This window comes from Komagataeibacter melaceti (assembly GCF_003403295.1).
Taxonomy (GTDB): domain Bacteria; phylum Pseudomonadota; class Alphaproteobacteria; order Acetobacterales; family Acetobacteraceae; genus Komagataeibacter; species Komagataeibacter melaceti.
Genome location: NZ_QUWV01000084.1, coordinates 33,700 through 51,074 on the forward strand (window position 1 = coordinate 33,700; position 17,375 = coordinate 51,074).

19 protein-coding genes are annotated in these 17,375 nt (G+C 64.2%); 5 read left to right on the plus strand and 14 right to left on the minus strand.

Annotation, left to right across the window (positions count from 1 at the left end; all coding sequences use genetic code 11):
- Positions 1–78: 78 nt before the first annotated feature.
- The 5 genes from DY926_RS10320 to DY926_RS10340 all read right to left on the minus strand — a co-directional run bounded on the left by DY926_RS10320 (position 79) and on the right by DY926_RS10340 (position 6,710).
- A complete protein-coding gene (locus tag DY926_RS10320; protein WP_116703287.1) occupies positions 79–1,107 on the minus strand; it encodes an isocitrate/isopropylmalate dehydrogenase family protein in 1,029 nt (342 codons plus the stop codon).
- Between the two features lie 172 nt (positions 1,108–1,279).
- Positions 1,280–3,052, minus strand: coding sequence for an aminopeptidase P family protein (locus DY926_RS10325; RefSeq protein WP_116703288.1), 1,773 nt, complete (start codon positions 3,050–3,052; stop codon positions 1,280–1,282).
- Between the two features lie 30 nt (positions 3,053–3,082).
- Positions 3,083–3,601: a GNAT family N-acetyltransferase gene (locus tag DY926_RS10330; protein WP_116703289.1), complete on the minus strand. Its 519-nt coding sequence runs from the start codon at positions 3,599–3,601 to the stop codon at positions 3,083–3,085.
- A complete protein-coding gene (locus DY926_RS10335) occupies positions 3,594–4,496 on the minus strand; it encodes a 50S ribosomal protein L11 methyltransferase (protein WP_116703290.1) in 903 nt (300 codons plus the stop codon). The genes DY926_RS10330 and DY926_RS10335 overlap by 8 nt, the downstream gene beginning before the upstream one ends.
- Positions 4,497–6,710 (minus strand): ATP-dependent helicase, encoded by a 2,214-nt coding sequence (locus DY926_RS10340; RefSeq protein ID WP_116703291.1) that lies wholly within the window; start codon positions 6,708–6,710, stop codon positions 4,497–4,499.
- 101 nt (positions 6,711–6,811) lie between these two features.
- Between DY926_RS10340 and DY926_RS10345 the strand changes: the two genes are divergently transcribed.
- Positions 6,812–7,489 (plus strand): JAB domain-containing protein, encoded by a 678-nt coding sequence (locus DY926_RS10345; RefSeq protein ID WP_241503160.1) that lies wholly within the window; start codon positions 6,812–6,814, stop codon positions 7,487–7,489.
- Between the two features lie 90 nt (positions 7,490–7,579).
- Here the strand turns inward: DY926_RS10345 and DY926_RS10350 are convergent, their stop codons facing one another.
- Entirely contained in the window at positions 7,580–8,272 is a 693-nt protein-coding gene (locus DY926_RS10350) for an HAD hydrolase-like protein (protein WP_116703292.1), read from the minus strand.
- A gap of 83 nt (positions 8,273–8,355) precedes the next feature.
- Here DY926_RS10350 and DY926_RS10355 point away from each other — a divergent pair, with 83 nt between their 5' ends.
- The gene (locus tag DY926_RS10355) at positions 8,356–9,027 is read left to right on the plus strand and encodes a JAB domain-containing protein (RefSeq protein ID WP_241503161.1); all 672 of its coding nucleotides are present in this window, start codon (positions 8,356–8,358) and stop codon (positions 9,025–9,027) included.
- On the opposite strand, the gene DY926_RS10360 is transcribed toward DY926_RS10355, so the two are convergent.
- The 3 genes from DY926_RS10360 to DY926_RS10370 form a co-directional block, all read right to left on the minus strand.
- Positions 9,020–10,153, minus strand: a complete 1,134-nt coding sequence (locus DY926_RS10360; RefSeq protein WP_116703294.1) for a 5-(carboxyamino)imidazole ribonucleotide synthase — start codon at positions 10,151–10,153, stop codon at positions 9,020–9,022. The two genes, DY926_RS10355 and DY926_RS10360, sit on opposite strands and share 8 nt — an antisense overlap.
- Positions 10,150–10,614: a 5-(carboxyamino)imidazole ribonucleotide mutase gene (purE, locus tag DY926_RS10365; protein WP_116703295.1), complete on the minus strand. Its 465-nt coding sequence runs from the start codon at positions 10,612–10,614 to the stop codon at positions 10,150–10,152. Before purE ends, DY926_RS10360 begins: the two co-directional genes overlap by 4 nt.
- A 74-nt stretch (positions 10,615–10,688) precedes the next feature.
- Positions 10,689–10,889 (minus strand): DUF465 domain-containing protein, encoded by a 201-nt coding sequence (locus DY926_RS10370; protein ID WP_116703296.1) that lies wholly within the window; start codon positions 10,887–10,889, stop codon positions 10,689–10,691.
- 160 nt (positions 10,890–11,049) lie between these two features.
- Here DY926_RS10370 and DY926_RS10375 point away from each other — a divergent pair, with 160 nt between their 5' ends.
- Entirely contained in the window at positions 11,050–11,220 is a 171-nt protein-coding gene (locus tag DY926_RS10375) for a YdcH family protein (protein WP_084296497.1), read from the plus strand.
- A gap of 52 nt (positions 11,221–11,272) precedes the next feature.
- Here DY926_RS10375 and DY926_RS10380 read toward each other — a convergent pair whose 3' ends face one another.
- From DY926_RS10380 to rpmE, 3 genes are all read right to left on the minus strand, one after another.
- Positions 11,273–11,860: a DUF1013 domain-containing protein gene (locus DY926_RS10380; protein WP_116703297.1), complete on the minus strand. Its 588-nt coding sequence runs from the start codon at positions 11,858–11,860 to the stop codon at positions 11,273–11,275.
- A 256-nt stretch (positions 11,861–12,116) separates the two neighbouring features.
- Positions 12,117–12,662: an Hsp20 family protein gene (locus DY926_RS10385; protein WP_116703298.1), complete on the minus strand. Its 546-nt coding sequence runs from the start codon at positions 12,660–12,662 to the stop codon at positions 12,117–12,119.
- Positions 12,663–12,853: 191 nt separating this feature from the next.
- Positions 12,854–13,084, minus strand: coding sequence for a 50S ribosomal protein L31 (rpmE, locus tag DY926_RS10390; protein ID WP_116703299.1), 231 nt, complete (start codon positions 13,082–13,084; stop codon positions 12,854–12,856).
- A 256-nt stretch (positions 13,085–13,340) separates the two neighbouring features.
- On the opposite strand from rpmE, the gene mscL reads away from it, so the two are divergent.
- Both mscL and DY926_RS10400 read left to right on the plus strand, forming a co-directional pair.
- Positions 13,341–13,853 (plus strand): large conductance mechanosensitive channel protein MscL, encoded by a 513-nt coding sequence (mscL, locus tag DY926_RS10395; RefSeq protein WP_116703300.1) that lies wholly within the window; start codon positions 13,341–13,343, stop codon positions 13,851–13,853.
- A gap of 233 nt (positions 13,854–14,086) precedes the next feature.
- Positions 14,087–14,545: a hypothetical protein gene (locus tag DY926_RS10400; RefSeq protein ID WP_116703301.1), complete on the plus strand. Its 459-nt coding sequence runs from the start codon at positions 14,087–14,089 to the stop codon at positions 14,543–14,545.
- Positions 14,546–14,593: 48 nt separating this feature from the next.
- On the opposite strand, the gene secF is transcribed toward DY926_RS10400, so the two are convergent.
- Both secF and secD read right to left on the minus strand, forming a co-directional pair.
- Positions 14,594–15,544, minus strand: a complete 951-nt coding sequence (secF, locus tag DY926_RS10405) for a protein translocase subunit SecF (protein ID WP_116703309.1) — start codon at positions 15,542–15,544, stop codon at positions 14,594–14,596.
- Positions 15,545–15,557: 13 nt separating this feature from the next.
- The gene (secD, locus tag DY926_RS10410; RefSeq protein ID WP_116703302.1) at positions 15,558–17,108 is read right to left on the minus strand and encodes a protein translocase subunit SecD; all 1,551 of its coding nucleotides are present in this window, start codon (positions 17,106–17,108) and stop codon (positions 15,558–15,560) included.
- Positions 17,109–17,375: the final 267 nt, after the last annotated feature.

A 17,375-nucleotide genomic window follows, 5' to 3' on the forward strand; every position in this document is an offset into this window, starting at 1 on the left:
AGGGCCGTGGCACAAAATGCCACGGCCCTTTTTTTGTCTCCCCCGCGGCGGGCTGGCCGCCAGCGGGGGAAGACCGGATCAGACCAGCGCCTGCTTGAGCGCTGCCGTCAGGTCGGTCGTGCTGGCCTTGCCGCCCAGATCGCCCGTGCGCACGGCGCCCGAGGTGATGACCTTCTCGATGGCGCTGTCGATGCGGGTGGCCAGATCCTGACGGCCCACATGCTTCAGCATCATGTTCGCCGCCAGCAGCAGGGCGGTCGGGTTGGCCTTGTTCTGGCCCGCAATGTCGGGGGCGGAACCATGCACGGCTTCGAACACGGCTGCCTTTTCACCAATATTGGCACCCGGCGCCAGACCAAGACCGCCAACCAGGCCCGCCGTCAGGTCGGACAGGATGTCACCAAACAGGTTGGTGGTGACAATGCAGTCGAACTGCCAGGGGTTGGTCACGAGCTGCATGGCGCAGGCATCGACAATGCGCTCGTTCATTTCCACGCGGCCTTCGTATTCCTTGGCGACCTTGCGGCCTTCTTCCAGGAACAGGCCGGTCAGCAGCTTCAGGATGTTGGCCTTGTGCACCAGCGTTACGCGCTTGCGGTTGTTCTTGACCGCGTATTCAAAGGCATAGCGCACGATGCGGTTACATTCCGCGCGGGAGGTGTAGCCCGCACCCATGGCGATGCCCTTGGGGTCTTCACCAACCGCGATGTAGTTTTCCATCGCCGCGTAGTACCCTTCCAGGTTCTCGCGGAAGATGACGAGGTCGATGTTCTCGAACCGGCCACCGGGCACGACGGTCTTGGTGGGGCGCACATTTGCGAACAGGCCGAACTCCTGACGCAGTGTGACGTTGATGGACTTGAAGCCACCGCCCACGGGGGTGGTCAGCGGGCCTTTCAGCGCAAGACCGGTGCGACGGATGCTGTCGATCGTTTCCTTGGGCAGCGGGCTGCCCGTGGCATCGAGCGCCGAGACACCACCAAGTGCCTTTTCCCATTTGAAGGGAGCACCGACCGTATCCAGGATTTCAACAACGGACTGGACAATTTCAGGCCCGATTCCATCACCGGGAATCAGGGTAGCGGGAATTGTTTTTTCTGCAGACATTCTCGAACGTCTCCCTTTGTGCTTGCTACTGAAAAGCGTTTCAGCATGCCCACCGGCTTGGCTTACCCGGTTCGTTGCCGGGTGCCCCGTCGGAACTGGTTAAAAGTCCTAGGCCCCGGAAGCACATGTGACAATCGGGCCACCGGGGTGCGGTCATTGTTTTGCAGTCACATTATCCGGCGTGCAATGGCGCACAGGCCGCCCTGAGCCATATCCGCGCCGGTGTATCCAGATGTGGCGCAATCCGTTCAAAAACCCGTGCATGGTAGCTGTCCAGCCATGCGGTCTCGCCGGCCTCCATCCGGGCCGGGTCAATCAGCCGCCTGTCAAACGGGGCGAGGGTCAGTACCTCGAATTCCAGGAACTGCCGCCCGGCCTCCCCGATGGTGGAAGGTTGGACCAGATGCAGGTTCTCCAGCCGGATGCCAAAGGCGCCGGGGCGGTAATAGCCCGGCTCATTGGACAGGATCATGCCGGGCATGAGCGGCACGGGGCGGAACACGGGGGAAATGGTGGCCGGGCCTTCATGCACGGACAGGTAGCTGCCAATGCCGTGGCCGGTGCCGTGGTCATAGTTCAGCCCGCCCTCCCACAGGGCATGGCGGGCGAGGGCATCAAGCGCGTGGCCGGTCACCCCTTCGGGAAAGCGGGCGCGGGCCAGCGCGATATGCCCGCGCAGCACACGGGTGAAGGCATCGCGCACGTCATCACCGGGCTGGCCCGGGCCGGTCCAGATGGTGCGGGTGATGTCTGTGGTGCCAAAGGGATACTGGCCACCGCTGTCGATCAGATAGACCTCGTCAGGCTGGAGCGCGCGGTCGGTTTCGGGGATGACGCGGTAGTGGATGATGGCCCCGTTCGGCCCCGCGCCTGAAATGGCCGGGAAACTCTCCCCCCGGTAGTCGGGGCTGGCCGCGCGGAACTGGTCGAGCCGGGTGGCGGCCTCAAGCTCCGCCGTGCGGGTGGCGTTTTCATCCAGCCAGTGCAGGAAGCGGCATATGGCCACGCCATCAAGCAGGTGGGCGCGGCGGCTGCCTTCCTGCTCGGTCGGGTTCTTGATCGCCTTGGGCAGCAGGCAGGGATCGCCCTTGCGTATGACGGTCGCCCCCGCATCTTCCAGTATCTGGATGAACCACAGGGCGTTGCTGGCCGGGTCCACCCGCACGCGGGCGGGGGCCAGTGCGCGCAGGGCGTCCTCCAGCGCTTCTGGTGGCTGGATGGTCGTGTCCTGTCCCAGCCAGTCACGCGTTTCCCCGCTCACCTTGTCGGGTGCGATCAGCAGGGTGACACGGGCATTGTCATGCACGATGGCGAAGCACAGGCTGAGCGGGGTGTAGGGCACGTCCTGCCCGCGGATGTTCAGCAGCCATGCGATGGAGGCCGGATCGCTCAGCACCACGGCGGCCTCGCCAGCATTGCGCAGGTCTTCGGCAATGTGCGCGCGCTTGGCGTGACTGTCCTGCCCGGCCCATTGCACCGGCTGCGGCACGCAGGGCGTGCACGGCGGCGCGGGGCGGTCGGTCCAGATCCGGTCCACCGGGTTGGCGGGCAGGGCGTGCAGGTCCAGCCCGGCATCGACAAAGGGGCGTAGCGCGCTTTCACTGATCAGGCGCGGGTCGTAGCCGATTCGCATGGTGGCGCCATGCGTGGCCAGCCATGTGGGCGGCGGGGTCTCGCGCAGGTGCAGGCGTTCCCATGCCGCCGCATCTACCTGCTGGTCCATCTGGGTGATGTAGCGCCCGTCGGAAAAGACGGCGGCGTGGTCGGGCAGCACCGCCGCCATGCCCGCGCTGCCGGTAAAGCCGGTCAGCCACGCCAGACGCTCCGCACAGGGGGCGACATATTCCCCCAGATGCTCATCCCCGCGCGGCAGGATGAAGCCATCCACCCCCATCTGCTTCAGGGTTGCGCGCAGTGCGTCAAGGCGGTTCGAGGCCTGGGACATGGTGCTTCCTTTGTCGGGGGGAGGGGGAAATCAGGTGTGCGATATGATGCGGTACAGGAACAGGAGGTCCATCCACCGGCCGAATTTGATGCCGCATTCGGGTATCAGCCCGCCATGCTGGAAACCGAAGCGTTCATGCAGCAGGCGCGAGGCGACATTGGTGGAGGTAATGCCCGCCACCATTACATGCACATGCTCCGCCTTGGCCCGGTCGCACAGGGCCTGAAGCAGCGCGCTGCCAATGCCCTGCCGCTTGTAGGCCGGGGCGATATAGACGGAGTGTTCGACCGTGTGGATATAGCCAGAAAACGGGCGGAACATTTTCCAGCTACAGTATCCCGCCACGCTGCCATCGGGCATTTCCGCCACCATGACCGGGTAGCCGCTGGCCTGACTGCTGTGCAGCCAGTCCAGCCGTACGGCCACGGTGGTCTCGTGCGTTTCCCACATGGAGGTGCTGTTGCGGATGGCGTGATTGACGATCTCGACAATGGCCGGAATATCGGCGTCGGTCGCGTCACGTATCAGCAGCGCAGGGCGTTCAGCCATGGGGCTTGCGCAGGATCAGCGTCGCCCAGTCCCCTTCACGCAGGTGGCGTTCCAGCACGAGCCCATGTGGCCTGTGGGCGGCAAGCACCATGCGGACCTGCGTGTTCAGCAGCCCCGCAAGGATGGCGGTGCCGCCGGGCATGAGGTTGCGCGCCAGATCGACCGCCATGCCACATAGCGGGCGGGCAAGGATGTTGGCGAATACAAGGTCATAGGGCGCGTGGTGGCGGATGGCGGGTGTGGCCCAGCCATTGCCGAGGTGACAGTCCACCAGCGTGGACAGGCCGTTCATGGCGGCGTTGCGCCGGGTCACGCGCACCGACCACGGGTCGATATCGGTCGCCAGCACGGGCGTATGCAGCAGGGCGGCGGCGGCCATGGCCAGGATGCCCGAGCCACAGCCCAGGTCAAGGATACGGCGGGGCTTGCGATAGGCGATCATTTCCAGCGCGCGCAGGCAGCCGCGCGTGGACCCGTGCTCGCCTGAGCCGAAGGCCACGCCCGCATCCAGCGTGATGGTGATGCGCTGCGGGCGGCGCTCATGTTCCAGATGCGTGCCACGGATGGCGAAGCGCCGGCCCGCAAGCTGTTCGGGAAAGGATTCATAGGTGCGGGCCAGCCACCCTTCGGATTCCGTGTGGCTGCGTTCAAGTTCGGCATCCACGCCGCTGGTCAGCGCCGCAAGGATCAGGGCCGCGCGCAGTTCGTCCTCGCCGCTGCCGGTGTCCTTCACCCCTTCCACGCGCCACAGCGTCTGGCTGTCATCCACCTCGAAAATGCCGATGGTGGTGCAGACGGTGGACAGGGCGGATTCATAGGGCTCGACCGCATCAGGCGGGACAGTGACCGATATGGTTTCCAGTTCTGTGGCGTGACGCCGGGGGGAAAGGCTCATTTATACCTGCTCAACAAATGTATCGATCACCCGCTTGGGGCCTGCTTTTTCAAACGCGATTTCCAGCCGGTTGCCCTCGACCGCGGTAATGGTGCCGTAGCCGAATTTCTGGTGGAATACACGTACCCCCACCTTCATGCCCGGTGTGGTTGCCGCAGGCGGCGTGACATCATGCACCCGGCGGCTGGCGACAAGCGGGAAGGGTGTCGCGCCAAATACGGAGGGACGACCAAGGAAACTGCGGCGGCTGTTCGAGGTATCGCCCATGGTCTCGATATGCTCGGCGGGCAGTTCCTCAATAAAGCGGCTGGGAATGGCGGACTGCCAGCTTCCGTAAATAAGCCGGTTGCCCGCATGGCTTATGATGGCCCTGCGGCGCGCGCGCGTAATGCCGACATAGGCAAGGCGGCGTTCCTCCTCCAGCCCTTTCAGCCCGCCTTCGTCAAGCGTGCGCTGGGAGGGGAAGACCCCTTCCTCCCATCCGGGCAGGAACACGGTGTCGAATTCCAGCCCCTTCGCGCCGTGCAGCGTCATGATGCTCAGACTGTCCTGACCGGCCTTGTCTTCCGTATCCATGACAAGAGCGACATGCTCAAGGAACCCGCCGAGGTTTTCATAATCCGCAAGCGAGCGGACCAGTTCCTTCAGGTTTTCCAGCCTGCCCGGCGCATCGGGGGATTTGTCGGCCTTCCACATCGCGATATAGCCGGACTCTTCAAGCAACTGGTCAATGGCGACGACATGCCCCTCGCGCCCCAGCATCGCGCGCGTGGCGGCTAGTGTCTGCATGAGCGCGGCCAGTTGCTCCTTCGCCCGGCCCCTGATCTCACCCGTTGCCAGCAGGTCCAGCACGGCGGCGGTCAGCGGGATTTCGCGCGCGCGGGCGTGGACATGTATCTTTTGCAGCCCCGTGGTGCCCACGCCCCGGCGCGGCACGTTGATGATCCGTTCAAAGGCCAGATCGTCCGATGGCTGGTTGACCACGCGCATATACGCAATGGCGTCCCGTATTTCGGCGCGTTCGTAAAAGCGCAGGCCGCCCACCACGCGGTAGGGCAGGCCGAGGGTGATCAGGCGTTCCTCGAACGCGCGGGTCTGGAAGCCCGCGCGCACCAGTATCGCGATCTCGGACATGGCATGGCCGTCACCGCGCAGGCGCTCGATCTCGGCGCCGACCATGCGGGCTTCATCATCCGAATCCTGCACGGAAATGACGCGTACCTTCTCGCCCTCGGCATCCTCGCGGCCGGGGTGCAGCGTCTTGCCCAGCCGCCCCTCGTTATGCGCGATCAGGCCGGAGGCAGCGCCCAGTATCTGCCGGGTGGAGCGGTAATTGCGTTCCAGCCGCACCACATGCGCGCCGGGAAAATCACGCTCGAAGCGCAGGATGTTTTCCACCTCCGCCCCGCGCCATGAATAGATCGACTGGTCATCATCCCCCACGCAGCAGATATTGGCGGGCTGTCCCTGCCGGTGGGCCAGCAGCCGCAGCCACAGGTACTGGATGGTGTTGGTGTCCTGATATTCGTCCACCAGGATGTAGCGGAAGAAACGGTGATACTGTGCCAGCACATCCGGGTGGCGGCGCATGATTTCCGTCATGTGCAGCATGAGGTCGCCAAAATCACAGGCATTTATCTGCTTCAGGCGCGACTGGTAGTCGGCATAGATTTCCGCGCAGCGCCCGTTGGCGAAGTCCGTGTCCTCGGCGGCGGTGATGGAATCGGGCATGAGGCCCCGATCCTTCCAGCGCTGGATCACCCCCAGGATCGCCTGCGGCGGCCAGCGCTTGGTGTCGATGCGGTAGGGTTCAAGCACCTGCTTGAGCAGGCGGAGCTGGTCATCGGTATCAAGGATGGTGAAGCCGCTGGTCAGCCCGACATATTCCGCGTGGCGGCGCAGCATGCGCGCGCACAGGGCGTGGAACGTGCCCAGCCACAGCCCTTCTGCCGGTTCGCCCAGCAGCGCGCCGACACGTTCACGCATTTCGCGCGCGGCCTTGTTGGTAAAGGTCACGGCAAGTATCTGGTTCGGGCGCGCGCGGCCTGACAGCAGGATATGGGCGAACCGCGTGGTCAGGACCCGTGTCTTGCCGGTGCCCGCACCGGCCAGGACCAGCAGCGGGCCATCCGTGGTCTCGATGGCGGCCCGCTGTTCGGGATTGAGGCGATTGAGGTAGTCCGGCTCCGGGCCGGTGGGGATAAGGCTGTCCATCACGCTACCTTCTATACCAGTCCCACCGCGTGGGAACCAATGCTATCACTTGTGGCCATGACGGGGGCGGGAGAAAACATGCGGCATGACGGGCAACAGGCATGAAAACTGCGGCAGCAACCGGTCCGGGCGGACATCGCGCGCGCATGCGCAGGCGCATCCGCATGGCGGGCGCGCACTCCCTGGCCGATTACGAACTGCTGGAGGTACTGCTGTTCGCCGCCGTGCCACGGCGGGACACCAAGCCCCAGGCCAAGGCGCTGCTGGCGCATTTCGGCAGTCTGGAAGCCGTGCTGGATGCCCCGCCTGCGGCCCTGCGGGCGGCAGGGCTGGGACCGCGCGGAGTGGCAGTGCTGTTCTGCCCGGCCCGCGTCGCGTCACGGCTGAGCCATGCCGACCCACGGGGGCAGGTAATCGTTACGGATGTTGCGGCGCTGCTGGCCCATTGTGATGGCGCGCCCTGTCCCGACCGGGACGGGGTGCGGGTCTTCTATCTCGATTCCGCGCGCCATATGCTGGCCGATGAAATGGTCCCGGCCGGTCCGGCAGCAGAAATGTGCCGCACCGTGCTGGCGCGCGCGCTGGAACTGCATGCCGTCTCCCTTATCGCCGTGCGGGACATGGGCGCGCAGCCACCACCGGCGCAGGGCTGCGTGGGCGACCTGCGTTTCCTGCGCATGCTGCACGCCCATGCCCGGCTGCTGGGGCTGGCCCTGCAGGATTGCCTTGTGCGTGGCGGGGGCACGACGGTCAGCATGCGCGCCGTGATTACGGCATAGGGGACTGAAAATAACAGAAACTCTCGGTGCCCCCTTTTTTCAGGAAGACGGCATTATCAGGAGTTTCCGTATGGTTTTTTCAGGTCGTCCTTAGCGGTGGGGATGGGCGTCGGCGGCAGCGAACTGCTGGCGGATGGCCTCAAGCAGTTCGGAGGGTTGGCTGACCAGTGCATCGGCGCCCGCCTCGACCAGTTCCTCACGCGAGCCATAGCCCCACAGCACGCCCAGCGCGCGGACGTGGTTGGCATGCGCGCCGCTTATGTCATGTCGGCGGTCCCCGATCATGAGCGCGTCTTCACGGCGGATGTTGTGTTCACGCAGCAGGGCGGCGATCAGTTCCGGTTTTTCCGCGCCGCTGTCATCCGCGCGCGCGCCGGACAGGCCATCGAAAAAATGGACCAGATCGCGCAGGTGCAGGATCTTGCGTGCAAGGTGCCGGGGCTTGGATGTGGCCACGAACAGGCGCACCCCCTCGGCTGACAGGGTTTCGATCACGTGGCGTATATGATCGAATACCGGGGTCTTGTGCATGCCCGCCGATTCGTAGTGCTTGCGGTAAAGCGCCATGGCTTCCTGCACCCGGTCATCGCCATAATGGGCCAGCACATGGCCGATCAGTTCTTCCAGCGGCGGCCCGACCACCCATGTCAGGTCTATCGACATATCAGGTTCATGCCCGAGATCACGCAGCAGGGCATGGATGGAGTCCACAATGCCATCGCGCGAACGAACGATGGTTCCGTCCAGATCAAAGAGTACGGTATGGGATTTCTGAAACAGCATGCAGGTTCATAAGCTCCTAGTCCTGCCGCCATCATGCACCATCAGGGCGGATTTTGTGCTGAAATTGTTGGGAAGTCTTCATTTTGCCCGATAAAGGGACGCACTCAGGCCCATCCGCGTCCGCCGCTCCCGGCCCGAGCCATGCCGATGACCTCGCCTTCCTGCGCGACATGATCCTCACGCTCGATACCACCCATCCCGCGCCGGATCGCCTTGCGGCCAGCCTGCTGGCGCGATTTGGCTCAGCAGGTATGGCCCTGTCGGCGCATGTGGGGAGTGTGGACGAGGTGGCCGGAGGGGAGACCATGCTGCCCCCCATGCTGGCCGTTGTGCGCGAGGCGGCGTTGCGGCTGTACCGTAGCCGGGTGCGGCGCACGGATGTGCTGTCCGGGCGGGCGGGGCTTATGGCCTATCTGCAGGCCAGCATGGGCCATGAGGTGGTCGAGCAGTTCCGCGTGCTGTTCGTGGATGGCGCGTTCCGCCTTCTGGCCGATGACCTGATGGGCACCGGCACGGTCAACCATTCACCCGTCTATCCGCGCGAGATCATGCGCCGTGCGCTGGCGCTCGGGGCCAGCGGGCTGGTGCTGGCCCATAACCACCCGGCGGGGCGGCCCGAGCCATCAGGCGCTGATATCGAGATGACCATGCGCATCGTCCAGCTTGGTACGCTCATGCACGTCGCGGTGCATGACCATATCATCGTGGGCAATGGCCGGACGTGCAGCTTCCGCGATATGGGGCTGATTACCTAGTCCCGCCCAGCGGGCCAAGGGCGGCCTCGACCCCGAATTCGCCCGGCAGGCCACCTTGCGGGAACAGCACGTTCACATGGCCCATCTTGCGGCCGGGCCGGGCTTCCGCCTTGCCATAATGGTGGGCCAGCAGGCGCGGTGTGGCCATGATCCGTGGCCACAGCGCCATGTCATCCGGCCCGATCAGGTTCTTCATCACCGCATCACTGTGGCGGATGGCGGGCGGCAGGGGCAGGCCGGTCACGGCGCGCACATGCATCTCGAACTGGTCAACCGGGCAGGCATTCATGGTCCAGTGGCCGGAATTATGGGGGCGGGGGGCAATTTCGTTTACCCGCAGGCTCCCGTCACGGTCCACGAACATCTCGACACCCAGTATCCCGATCAGGTCGAGCGCCACCGCAATGCGCCGGGCCAGATCACGCGCCTGCGCGGCAAGGTCGGGCGGGATGCGGGCGGGGGCGAAGCTTATGTCCAGAATCCCGTTGCTGTGGCGGTTTTCCGTCACGTCAAAGGTGCTGACATCCCCCTGCGCGTTGCGTGCGACCATCACGCTGATTTCACAGGCGAAATGCACCATCCCCTCGGCCACCAGCGGGTGGGGGCGCAGGGTGTCAAAGGCGGCGGCCAGACCGTCAGCATCATGGATGCGGGCCTGACCCTTGCCATCATAGCCAAGGCGCGTGGTCTTGAGGATGAAAGGATAGCCCAGCGCTTCGGCCGCCCGGTCCAGATCGGCGCGCTCATGCACCGCCAGCCATGGGGCGACCGGGATGCCCGCCTCCGCCATGAAGGTTTTTTCTGCAATGCGGTCCTGGCTTATGCGCAGGATACGCCCGGCGGGGTGGACGGGCCGGATGCTGGAGAGCAGGTCCAGCCCATCGGCGCTGATATTTTCGAATTCGAAGGTAATGACATCCACCGCATCGGCAAACCGGCGCAGGGCGTCATGGTCGTCATAGCGGCCAAGGGTGAGGGCATGCGCCACCTGCGCCGCCGGGCCATCGGCATCCTGTGTCAGGATATGGGCGCGATAGCCCAGACGCGCTGCGGCAATGGCGGACATGCGGCCAAGCTGCCCACCCCCGACAATACCCAGCACCGCGCCGGGGGCCAGTGCGCTCATCGGGTCGGTTCCTGCGCTACCGATGCGCTCTGGCGTTCACGCCATGCTGCCAGCCGTGCGCCCAGCGCGGGGTCGGACAGGGCCAGGATGGATGCCGCCAGCAGGGCCGCGTTGGTGGCCCCCGCCTTGCCAATGGCCAGCGTGCCGACCGGGATGCCGCCGGGCATCTGCACGATCGACAGCAGGCTGTCCATGCCCTTGAGTGCATGGGATTCCACCGGCACGCCCAGTACCGGCAGCGCGGTCCATGCCGCGCACATGCCCGGCAGGTGCGCGGCCCCGCCAGCGCCCGCGATGATGACCGACAGCCCGCGCCCCTGCGCGGTCTTGGCATATTCCGCCAGCCGGTCCGGCGTGCGGTGGGCCGAGACGATGCGGATTTCATGCGCGATATCCAGCGCCTCCAGCACGGCGGCGGCGTGGCGCATGGTTTCCCAGTCGGACTGGCTGCCCATGATCATCCCGACACGCGGGGCCTGCGTGCCGGTGGGCGGAACGGGGGGGTGGCTCACGGTAACGTACTCTCGTCAGGTATTCAGGCGATGCTGTCCGGGATCAGGCGGCTTTCCAGCCATGTGATCTCGTCCTTCAGCAGGAGCTTGCGCTTTTTCAGCCGTTGCAGTTGCAACTGGTCCGTTATCTGCAACGCCATGCGGTTGATGACCGTATCAAGGTCACGATGTTCGCTGCGCAGTTCGTGCAGCTTGCGAAGGAGGGTATCCCGATCTGTCAGCATGGCGGCTCATCTGTTAGGTGGGCGTTCGCTATCCTAAGCATATCCGCCGCAAAAGACGAGACGCCCGGCACGAACCCCATGGCCTGCAATTTTAGCATGGAATTCGCCGGGCGGTCTGGTCTAGCCTGTCTGGGTCGTAACAGAGACGCTGGAGGGTTCCATGTCTTATGAAGCGCGTATCAACAGCCTGAAAAATCGCCATGCACGGCTCGACGCCCGCATTTTTGATGAAGACCGCCGCCCCATGCCGGACGAAGTCACCATCCGCAGGCTCAAGCTTGAAAAACTCCGCCTGAAGGAGGAGATCGAGCGCCTCGCCAGACTGGGCTGACGGGCCTGCGCGCCGCCCGGCATGACTGCCGGGCTGGCCAGCTACAGGCTGATCAGATGCCGTTCTCGCTGTCGTCATCCAGTTCCAGCGGCGGCGGGACGGCCTGCCCCTCACGCGCCAGGCGCTCATTGGCGGCGGCCACCATGGCGTTCAGGTCGGTCTGGCTGCACAGGCCCAGCGTGACGGGATCACGCGGCTTGATGTTCGGGCTGTTCCAGTGCTGCTTGGTGCGGACCTTCTCGATGGTGTCCTTGGTCGTGCCCAGCAGCTTGCTGATCTGCTGCTCGGACAACTGCGGGAAGTTGCGCAGGATAAAGGCGATCGCATCCGGGCGGTCATTGCGCTTGGCCACTGGCGTATAGCGCGCGCCCTTCGAGCGGCGGTTGATCGGGTTGGCCGGCGGCAGGATCTTGAGACGGCTCTCGGGATCCTTTTCGCAGCGGTCGATCTCGGTCTGCGTAAGCTGGTGGTTGGCAATCGGGTCGTAACCCACGATTCCCTGCGCGACTTCCCCATCGGCAATGGCCTGGACTTCCAGGGGGTGCATTCCACAGAACTCGGCGATCTGGGTAAAGGTCAGCGCCGTTTTTTCAATAAGCCACACGGCGGTTGCCTTGGGCATCAGGGGCAGGGCGGTCATTATCACTCAGGTCCTACAGCGTGTGGCGCCACACGCAGGCACCTGAAATGGTGTTTGAACCGGTTCCTTTCCAGAGCGGGAACCGTGCGTACCTGCTGGCGCGCCAGAAACAGAAAACACTCGTGGAAGTGATATGAAGGTTGCGGGTGGTAAAGGTCAAGACTTCAATCCACCCGTCAGGGATGTTTCACCGCAATAAAAAACGGGGGCGGACCACTGGCCCACCCCCGCTGTAAAATATTGGCCGTTACGGCGCTCAGGCCGCGGGCTGCGCTGTGGTCCCCGCTGCCGCCAGGCTTGCGGCGGCAAGCTGGCCGGGCAGGGTATTACCGGTGGCTTCGTCTCCGGTCGTTTCACGCATCTCGTTATCCACCGGGAGCGCCTGCCCCGAGGAGATGGGAATGCGTCGTGGCTTGAGCGCCTCGGGCACGATCTGCCGTACGGCGATGCGCAGCAGGCCGTTGGTCAGGTCCGCCTTTTCCACCACCACGTGGTCAGCCAGCACGAAGCGGCGTTCGAACGCACGCGTTGCAATGCCGCGATAGAGCATTTCCCTGCCCTGTGTGGCGTCACCCACGCGACCGGCGACGATCAGCGTATTGTCCTGCACGGTCAGTTCGATGTCATCAGGGCCGAAACCCGCCACCGCCATGGTCAGGGCGTACTCGCTGTCGGTCAGTTTTTCGATGTTGTAGGGGGGATAGGACGGGCTGACCGGGTTCTGGGCCGCCGTATCGACAAGCTGGGCCAGACGGTCAAAGCCGATTGCGCTGCGGAACAGCGGCGCGAAATCATAAGCCATGTTGAAACCTCCATGAAGCAAGGTCTGTTATTGTGCGGTCCCTCAATCGAGCGGACCGGGATGTCAGGGTAATGCACGAACCCGCAGGGGCATCCGTGCAGTCCAGACATGGGAATGCCCGGCCCCCTGTTCAAGAGGACCGGGCATTCACGCCAACAACAGTCTGTAACTGATGGAGGTAGGGCGGGTGATCAGCCCTTCTTGCGCTGACCCAGCGCGCCGAACTTCTTGTTGAACTTCGCGACCTGGCCCCCGGTGTCCATCATGCGCTGCACGCCGGTCCATGCCGGATGGGACTTCGGGTCAATGTCCAGGCGCAGGGTGTCGCCGGGCTTACCGTAGCACGAGCGCGTGGTGTACTCGGTGCCGTCGGTCATGACGATGTTGATTTCGTGGTAGTCGGGGTGGATGCCGGATTTCATTTTCAACTGACTTTCGCGCTGGGCCCACCGATGCCGACCGGGGGCGTTCTTTCGGCAGGCCTATAGACGACAAGCGGCGGCAAGATCAACACCCGATACAAAAAAAGCCGGTTTTCCGGGTTCACGACCACAGGTGTTACCGCGTTGCATCATGGTAGGGGAATGGAAAGGTGGGTAGGCGATATTCAGTCGTCATGGTCTCGTGACATTGCTAGACCTGAATGGTCTTCTATGAAAAAGCAAAGGATTGGTAAGAATGGCGAAATTGCCGGAACACGTGCCTGAACTGCACGTCAGGGATATTCATGTGCCGGGATGGCTGGGGGAATTCCGCGCATTTCTCATGCGCGGCAACGTGGTGGACCTGGCCGTTGGTGTCATCGTGGGTGCCGCGTTCACCGCAATCGTGAACAGCCTGGTCAAGGACGTGTTTACGCCGGTACTGGGGCTGCTGATTGGCGGCATCGACTTTACCAACCTGTTCATCACCCTGCGTGGCCCGCACCTTGCCACCCTGGCCGATGCCCAGAAGGCGGGCGCGGTCACGATCAATATCGGGCTGTTCCTCAATGCCGTGATCCAGTTCGTGATCATCGGTTTCGTGATTTTCTGGGTGGTGAAGGCCATCAACCGCCTGACGGTGAAAAAAGAGGCCGAAAAGCCCGCAACTCCGCCCGCGCCGCCGCGTAGTGAGATTCTGCTTCAGGATATTCTCGACGTGCTGAAGGCCGAGGCCGCGCAGAAGCCGGAAGGTGCCCCAAAGGCCTGATTCCTGCCATTCCTCCTTCTGTATGGGCGCCCGGTTTTCGGGCGCCCATTTTTTTGCCCCATATGCGTGCCCTTGTGCCGCAGGATATGACCGCCCAATATCCAGCGCCAAAACACTGTTTCAGAAGCTTCATTCCGATGTCCGGCCAGACAGGCCGGTCGTGGCCTGACGGATCACCTCCCGTATGGCACCGGAAGTTTTGAACCCGTCTCTACGTTCAGGGTACGCACCAGATGACCGATTTCACACGTTTTGTTCCCCGCAGCCTTCTGGTGCTGGCCGCCACCGGCTTCCTTGCCGCCTGCCATGGCGAGACACGGCCAACCCTGTCCAGCCTGCCGCCAGCGGCGCAGGATTACCTGCTGATTTCTTCGTATTTCATGGCTGAAGGGGGGCTGGTCAGCCGCCTGCAGGATGGGGGGCTGTCGGGGCAGCAGGTCTATGACATGGCGCTTTCGCTCAAATACGGCAAGCGCATGCTCATGGCGTCACTGGTCAAGCCATCGCACAAGGCACGTCATAATGTGGAACTGGCGGTGGCGCTGATGGTGGCCTGCACGGACCAGCCCGACCCGGCCCTGCTGGGCGGCAGGGCGCCCCAGCGCTGCATCCCCGAAGGGCCGGTCGCGCCTGGTGAGAATGTTGCGCAGGCCCCGCAGCAGGCGGCCCCCACACCCGCCGCCGGAAAGTAGGTGGGGAAACACGCGCCCTGCTGGCGGGGCGCGTGATGGAGTCCGGTGTTACTTGCGCACGGGGGGGCGGGCATCCCGACGCAGGCGTTTTTCCCCCATCAGCAGCAGCAGGGGCGCTGCGATGAAAATGGAGGAAGACGTCCCCACCACAATCCCGAACAGCATGACCCATGCAAAGCCCGACAGGCTGGCCCCGCCAAAAAGCGCAAGCGGCAGGGCGGCCAGGAACACCGTGGAGGACGTGCCCAGCGTGCGGCTGAGTGTTTCGTTAATGGACAGGTCGATCAGTTCGGCCAGCGGCATCGTGCGGTATTTGCGCAGGTTCTCGCGCACCCGGTCATACACCACCACCTTGTCATTGGTGGAATAGCCCAGAATGGTCAGGATGGCGGCCACCATCACCAGGTCGAATTCGAAATGCGTGATGACAAGGAACCCGATGGCCTTGGTCAGGTCCAGCACCAGCGTCACCACGGCGCTGACCGCGAACTCCCATTCAAAGCGGAACCAGATATAGGCCAGGATCATGAACAGGCTGATGCCAAGGGCAAGCATGCCGTTGCGGAACAGCTCCTTCGAGACCGAGGCCCCCACCGCATCCGCCCGCAGCACCTGCGCGCCCGGCAGGGTGGCGATGGCGTGGCGCACGGAATCGACCAGCGCCTGCGTGCGGGCTTCATGGTCGGGTTCGCTGGCGGGTGGGGTGTCGAGGCGGATCAGCACGTCATCCGGCCCGCCAAAGGACTGCACGCCGGCAGCACTGACATGCTGCGCGGCAAGGGCTGCGCGGATGGCGTTGAAATCTGCCGCACCCTGCGTGCGGGCCTCCACAACGATACCACCACGGAAGTCCAGCCCCAGCGTCAGGCCGGGGTGGAAGAACAGGATGAGCGAGGCGACGGACAGCACGGCCGATGTCGCAAGGCCGATGAAGCGGCCCCGCATGAAGTTGATTTTCGTGCCACGCGGCACGAACCGCAGAAGGGGACGGTCAAACATCATTCGGCGCGCCTCAGACCGGCAGGGTGCTGGGGCGTACGCGGGCATACCAGCGCACCATCAGCATCCGTGAAAGGAGAAGGGTGGTGAAAAGGGTCGTCACGATCCCGATCGTGATCGTCAGCGCGAATCCGCGCACCGGCCCGGTCCCGAATACGAACAGCATCACATGCGCCAGCAGCGCCGTGGCGTTACTGTCCACGATGGTACCGGTCGCGCGCTCAAACCCGGCCTGCATGGCCTGCAGTGCGGTGCGGCCACGGGCCACTTCCTCACGGATGCGCTCGTTGATCAGGATGTTCGCATCCACCGCCATGCCCAGGGTCAGGAGCATGCCCGCCATGCCTGGCAGCGTCAGCGTCGCTTCGAACAGGGAGAGGATGGCCGTCATCAGCACCAGGTTGGCCACCAGCGCAATGTTCGCGTACCAGCCGAAGCGGCCATAGAACAGCGCCATGAAGGCGATGACCAGCACGAAACCGGCCGCAAGGCTGTAGCCGCCCGCCCGGATCGAATCCGCACCCAGTGACGGGCCGATGGAACGCTGCTCGATCACGTTCAGCGGGGCGGGCAGTGCGCCCGCGCGCAGCAGCAGTGCCATGTCGGTGGCCTGCTGGGCGCTGAAGCCGCCGGTAATCTGGCCGCTGCCGCCGGTAATGGCGGTGCGGATGACCGGGGCCTCGATCACCTTGTTATCCAGCACAATGGCGAAGCGCTTGCCCACATTGGCGCGGGTCACGTTGCCGAATTCCTGCGCGCCGGTTGAATCGAAGGTGAAGTTCACCGCCCATTCGCCGCTCTGCTGGTCAATGGAGGCGCTGGCGTTGGTCAGGTCCGCGCCATCCACATCCACGTGCGAATAGACCGGCAGCGGGTTCTGCCCGTCGGCCATGGGCAGCATCTGCACCCCCGGCGGCGGAACGGCCGAGCCGATGGCGGAATCCGCGACAAGATGGAAGGTCATCTTGGCGGTGGTGCCCAGCAGTTTCTTCACGCGCTCGGGGTCGCTGATGCCGGGCAGTTCCACGATGATGCGGTCTTCGCCCTGCCGGGTGATTTCCGGGTCGATCGCGCCGGTCGCGTCAATGCGGCGGCGGACGATCTCGATGGACTGGGTCACGGCGTCATAGGCGCGCTGGCGGGCGGCATCAGCCGACAGCGCCAGCGTGATCTGGCCAGTTTCATCCTGGCTGACCGTGAATTCGTCCGGCACGTTCATGGGCATGGCGCGCAGGGCCTTGAGGTCCGGCTTGCCCTCCTCCGGCGTGCGGGGGGTAAAGGTCACGCCATGGGCAGTGGTGGCGAGGTTGCGGTAGCCCAGCCCGGCATGGAGCAGGGTCTGGCGCGTTTCGTCCTGCAGGCCACGCAGCCTGTCGGCGGCGACGCTGTTCATGTCCACCTGCAGCAGCAGGTAGGAACCGCCCCGCAGGTCAAGGCCCAGATGGATCTGGCGCCATGGCAGCGAGGGGAAAGGCTGGCGGATGGCATTGGGCAGGCACAGCGCCAGCCCGATCAGACATACACCAATGACCGAGGCCATTCTGAGCCGACTGTAATACATCATGACTTGATGGAGAGCTCCCTGCGCCCGGCGGAACCGGTTTCCTTTTCCGGCATGGTCAGTGTGTCCCGTGTATGGAATTCAGTGCGGGAACATGCCGGTCCACGCCCGATGATGCAACCGCTGATGCACCGGCCCCGCGCGCGCCGTTGCCGTTTTGCCGCATTCAGGGCACCTGCGCGGCGGCAGGGGGTGGGCGATCGGGGTGGTGGCTGCTAATCGGGCAGGGAAAGATATATTCAAGGCGGGAGGCAGGGCATGGCGCAGGCA

What these genes read in the sequence shown, in the direction of transcription:
- DY926_RS10360 (WP_116703294.1), bottom strand. Translation starts at nt 10,153, where the DNA reads ATGAGCGCACTGGCCCCCGGCGCGGTGCTGGGTATTGTCGGGGGTGGG.
- DY926_RS10380 (WP_116703297.1), bottom strand. Translation starts at nt 11,860, where the DNA reads ATGACCGCCCTGCCCCTGATGCCCAAGGCAACCGCCGTGTGGCTTATT.
- DY926_RS10400 (WP_116703301.1), top strand. Translation starts at nt 14,087, where the DNA reads ATGACCGATTTCACACGTTTTGTTCCCCGCAGCCTTCTGGTGCTGGCC.
- DY926_RS10330 (WP_116703289.1), bottom strand. Translation starts at nt 3,601, where the DNA reads ATGGCTGAACGCCCTGCGCTGCTGATACGTGACGCGACCGACGCCGAT.
- secD (WP_116703302.1), bottom strand. Translation starts at nt 17,108, where the DNA reads ATGATGTATTACAGTCGGCTCAGAATGGCCTCGGTCATTGGTGTATGT.
- mscL (WP_116703300.1), top strand. Translation starts at nt 13,341, where the DNA reads ATGGCGAAATTGCCGGAACACGTGCCTGAACTGCACGTCAGGGATATT.
- DY926_RS10350 (WP_116703292.1), bottom strand. Translation starts at nt 8,272, where the DNA reads ATGCTGTTTCAGAAATCCCATACCGTACTCTTTGATCTGGACGGAACC.
- DY926_RS10385 (WP_116703298.1), bottom strand. Translation starts at nt 12,662, where the DNA reads ATGGCTTATGATTTCGCGCCGCTGTTCCGCAGCGCAATCGGCTTTGAC.
- DY926_RS10375 (WP_084296497.1), top strand. Translation starts at nt 11,050, where the DNA reads ATGTCTTATGAAGCGCGTATCAACAGCCTGAAAAATCGCCATGCACGG.
- DY926_RS10325 (WP_116703288.1), bottom strand. Translation starts at nt 3,052, where the DNA reads ATGTCCCAGGCCTCGAACCGCCTTGACGCACTGCGCGCAACCCTGAAG.
- purE (WP_116703295.1), bottom strand. Translation starts at nt 10,614, where the DNA reads ATGATCATGGGCAGCCAGTCCGACTGGGAAACCATGCGCCACGCCGCC.
- DY926_RS10345 (WP_241503160.1), top strand. Translation starts at nt 6,812, where the DNA reads ATGAAAACTGCGGCAGCAACCGGTCCGGGCGGACATCGCGCGCGCATG.
- rpmE (WP_116703299.1), bottom strand. Translation starts at nt 13,084, where the DNA reads ATGAAATCCGGCATCCACCCCGACTACCACGAAATCAACATCGTCATG.
- DY926_RS10370 (WP_116703296.1), bottom strand. Translation starts at nt 10,889, where the DNA reads ATGCTGACAGATCGGGATACCCTCCTTCGCAAGCTGCACGAACTGCGC.
- DY926_RS10340 (WP_116703291.1), bottom strand. Translation starts at nt 6,710, where the DNA reads ATGGACAGCCTTATCCCCACCGGCCCGGAGCCGGACTACCTCAATCGC.
- secF (WP_116703309.1), bottom strand. Translation starts at nt 15,544, where the DNA reads ATGTTTGACCGTCCCCTTCTGCGGTTCGTGCCGCGTGGCACGAAAATC.
- DY926_RS10335 (WP_116703290.1), bottom strand. Translation starts at nt 4,496, where the DNA reads ATGAGCCTTTCCCCCCGGCGTCACGCCACAGAACTGGAAACCATATCG.
- DY926_RS10320 (WP_116703287.1), bottom strand. Translation starts at nt 1,107, where the DNA reads ATGTCTGCAGAAAAAACAATTCCCGCTACCCTGATTCCCGGTGATGGA.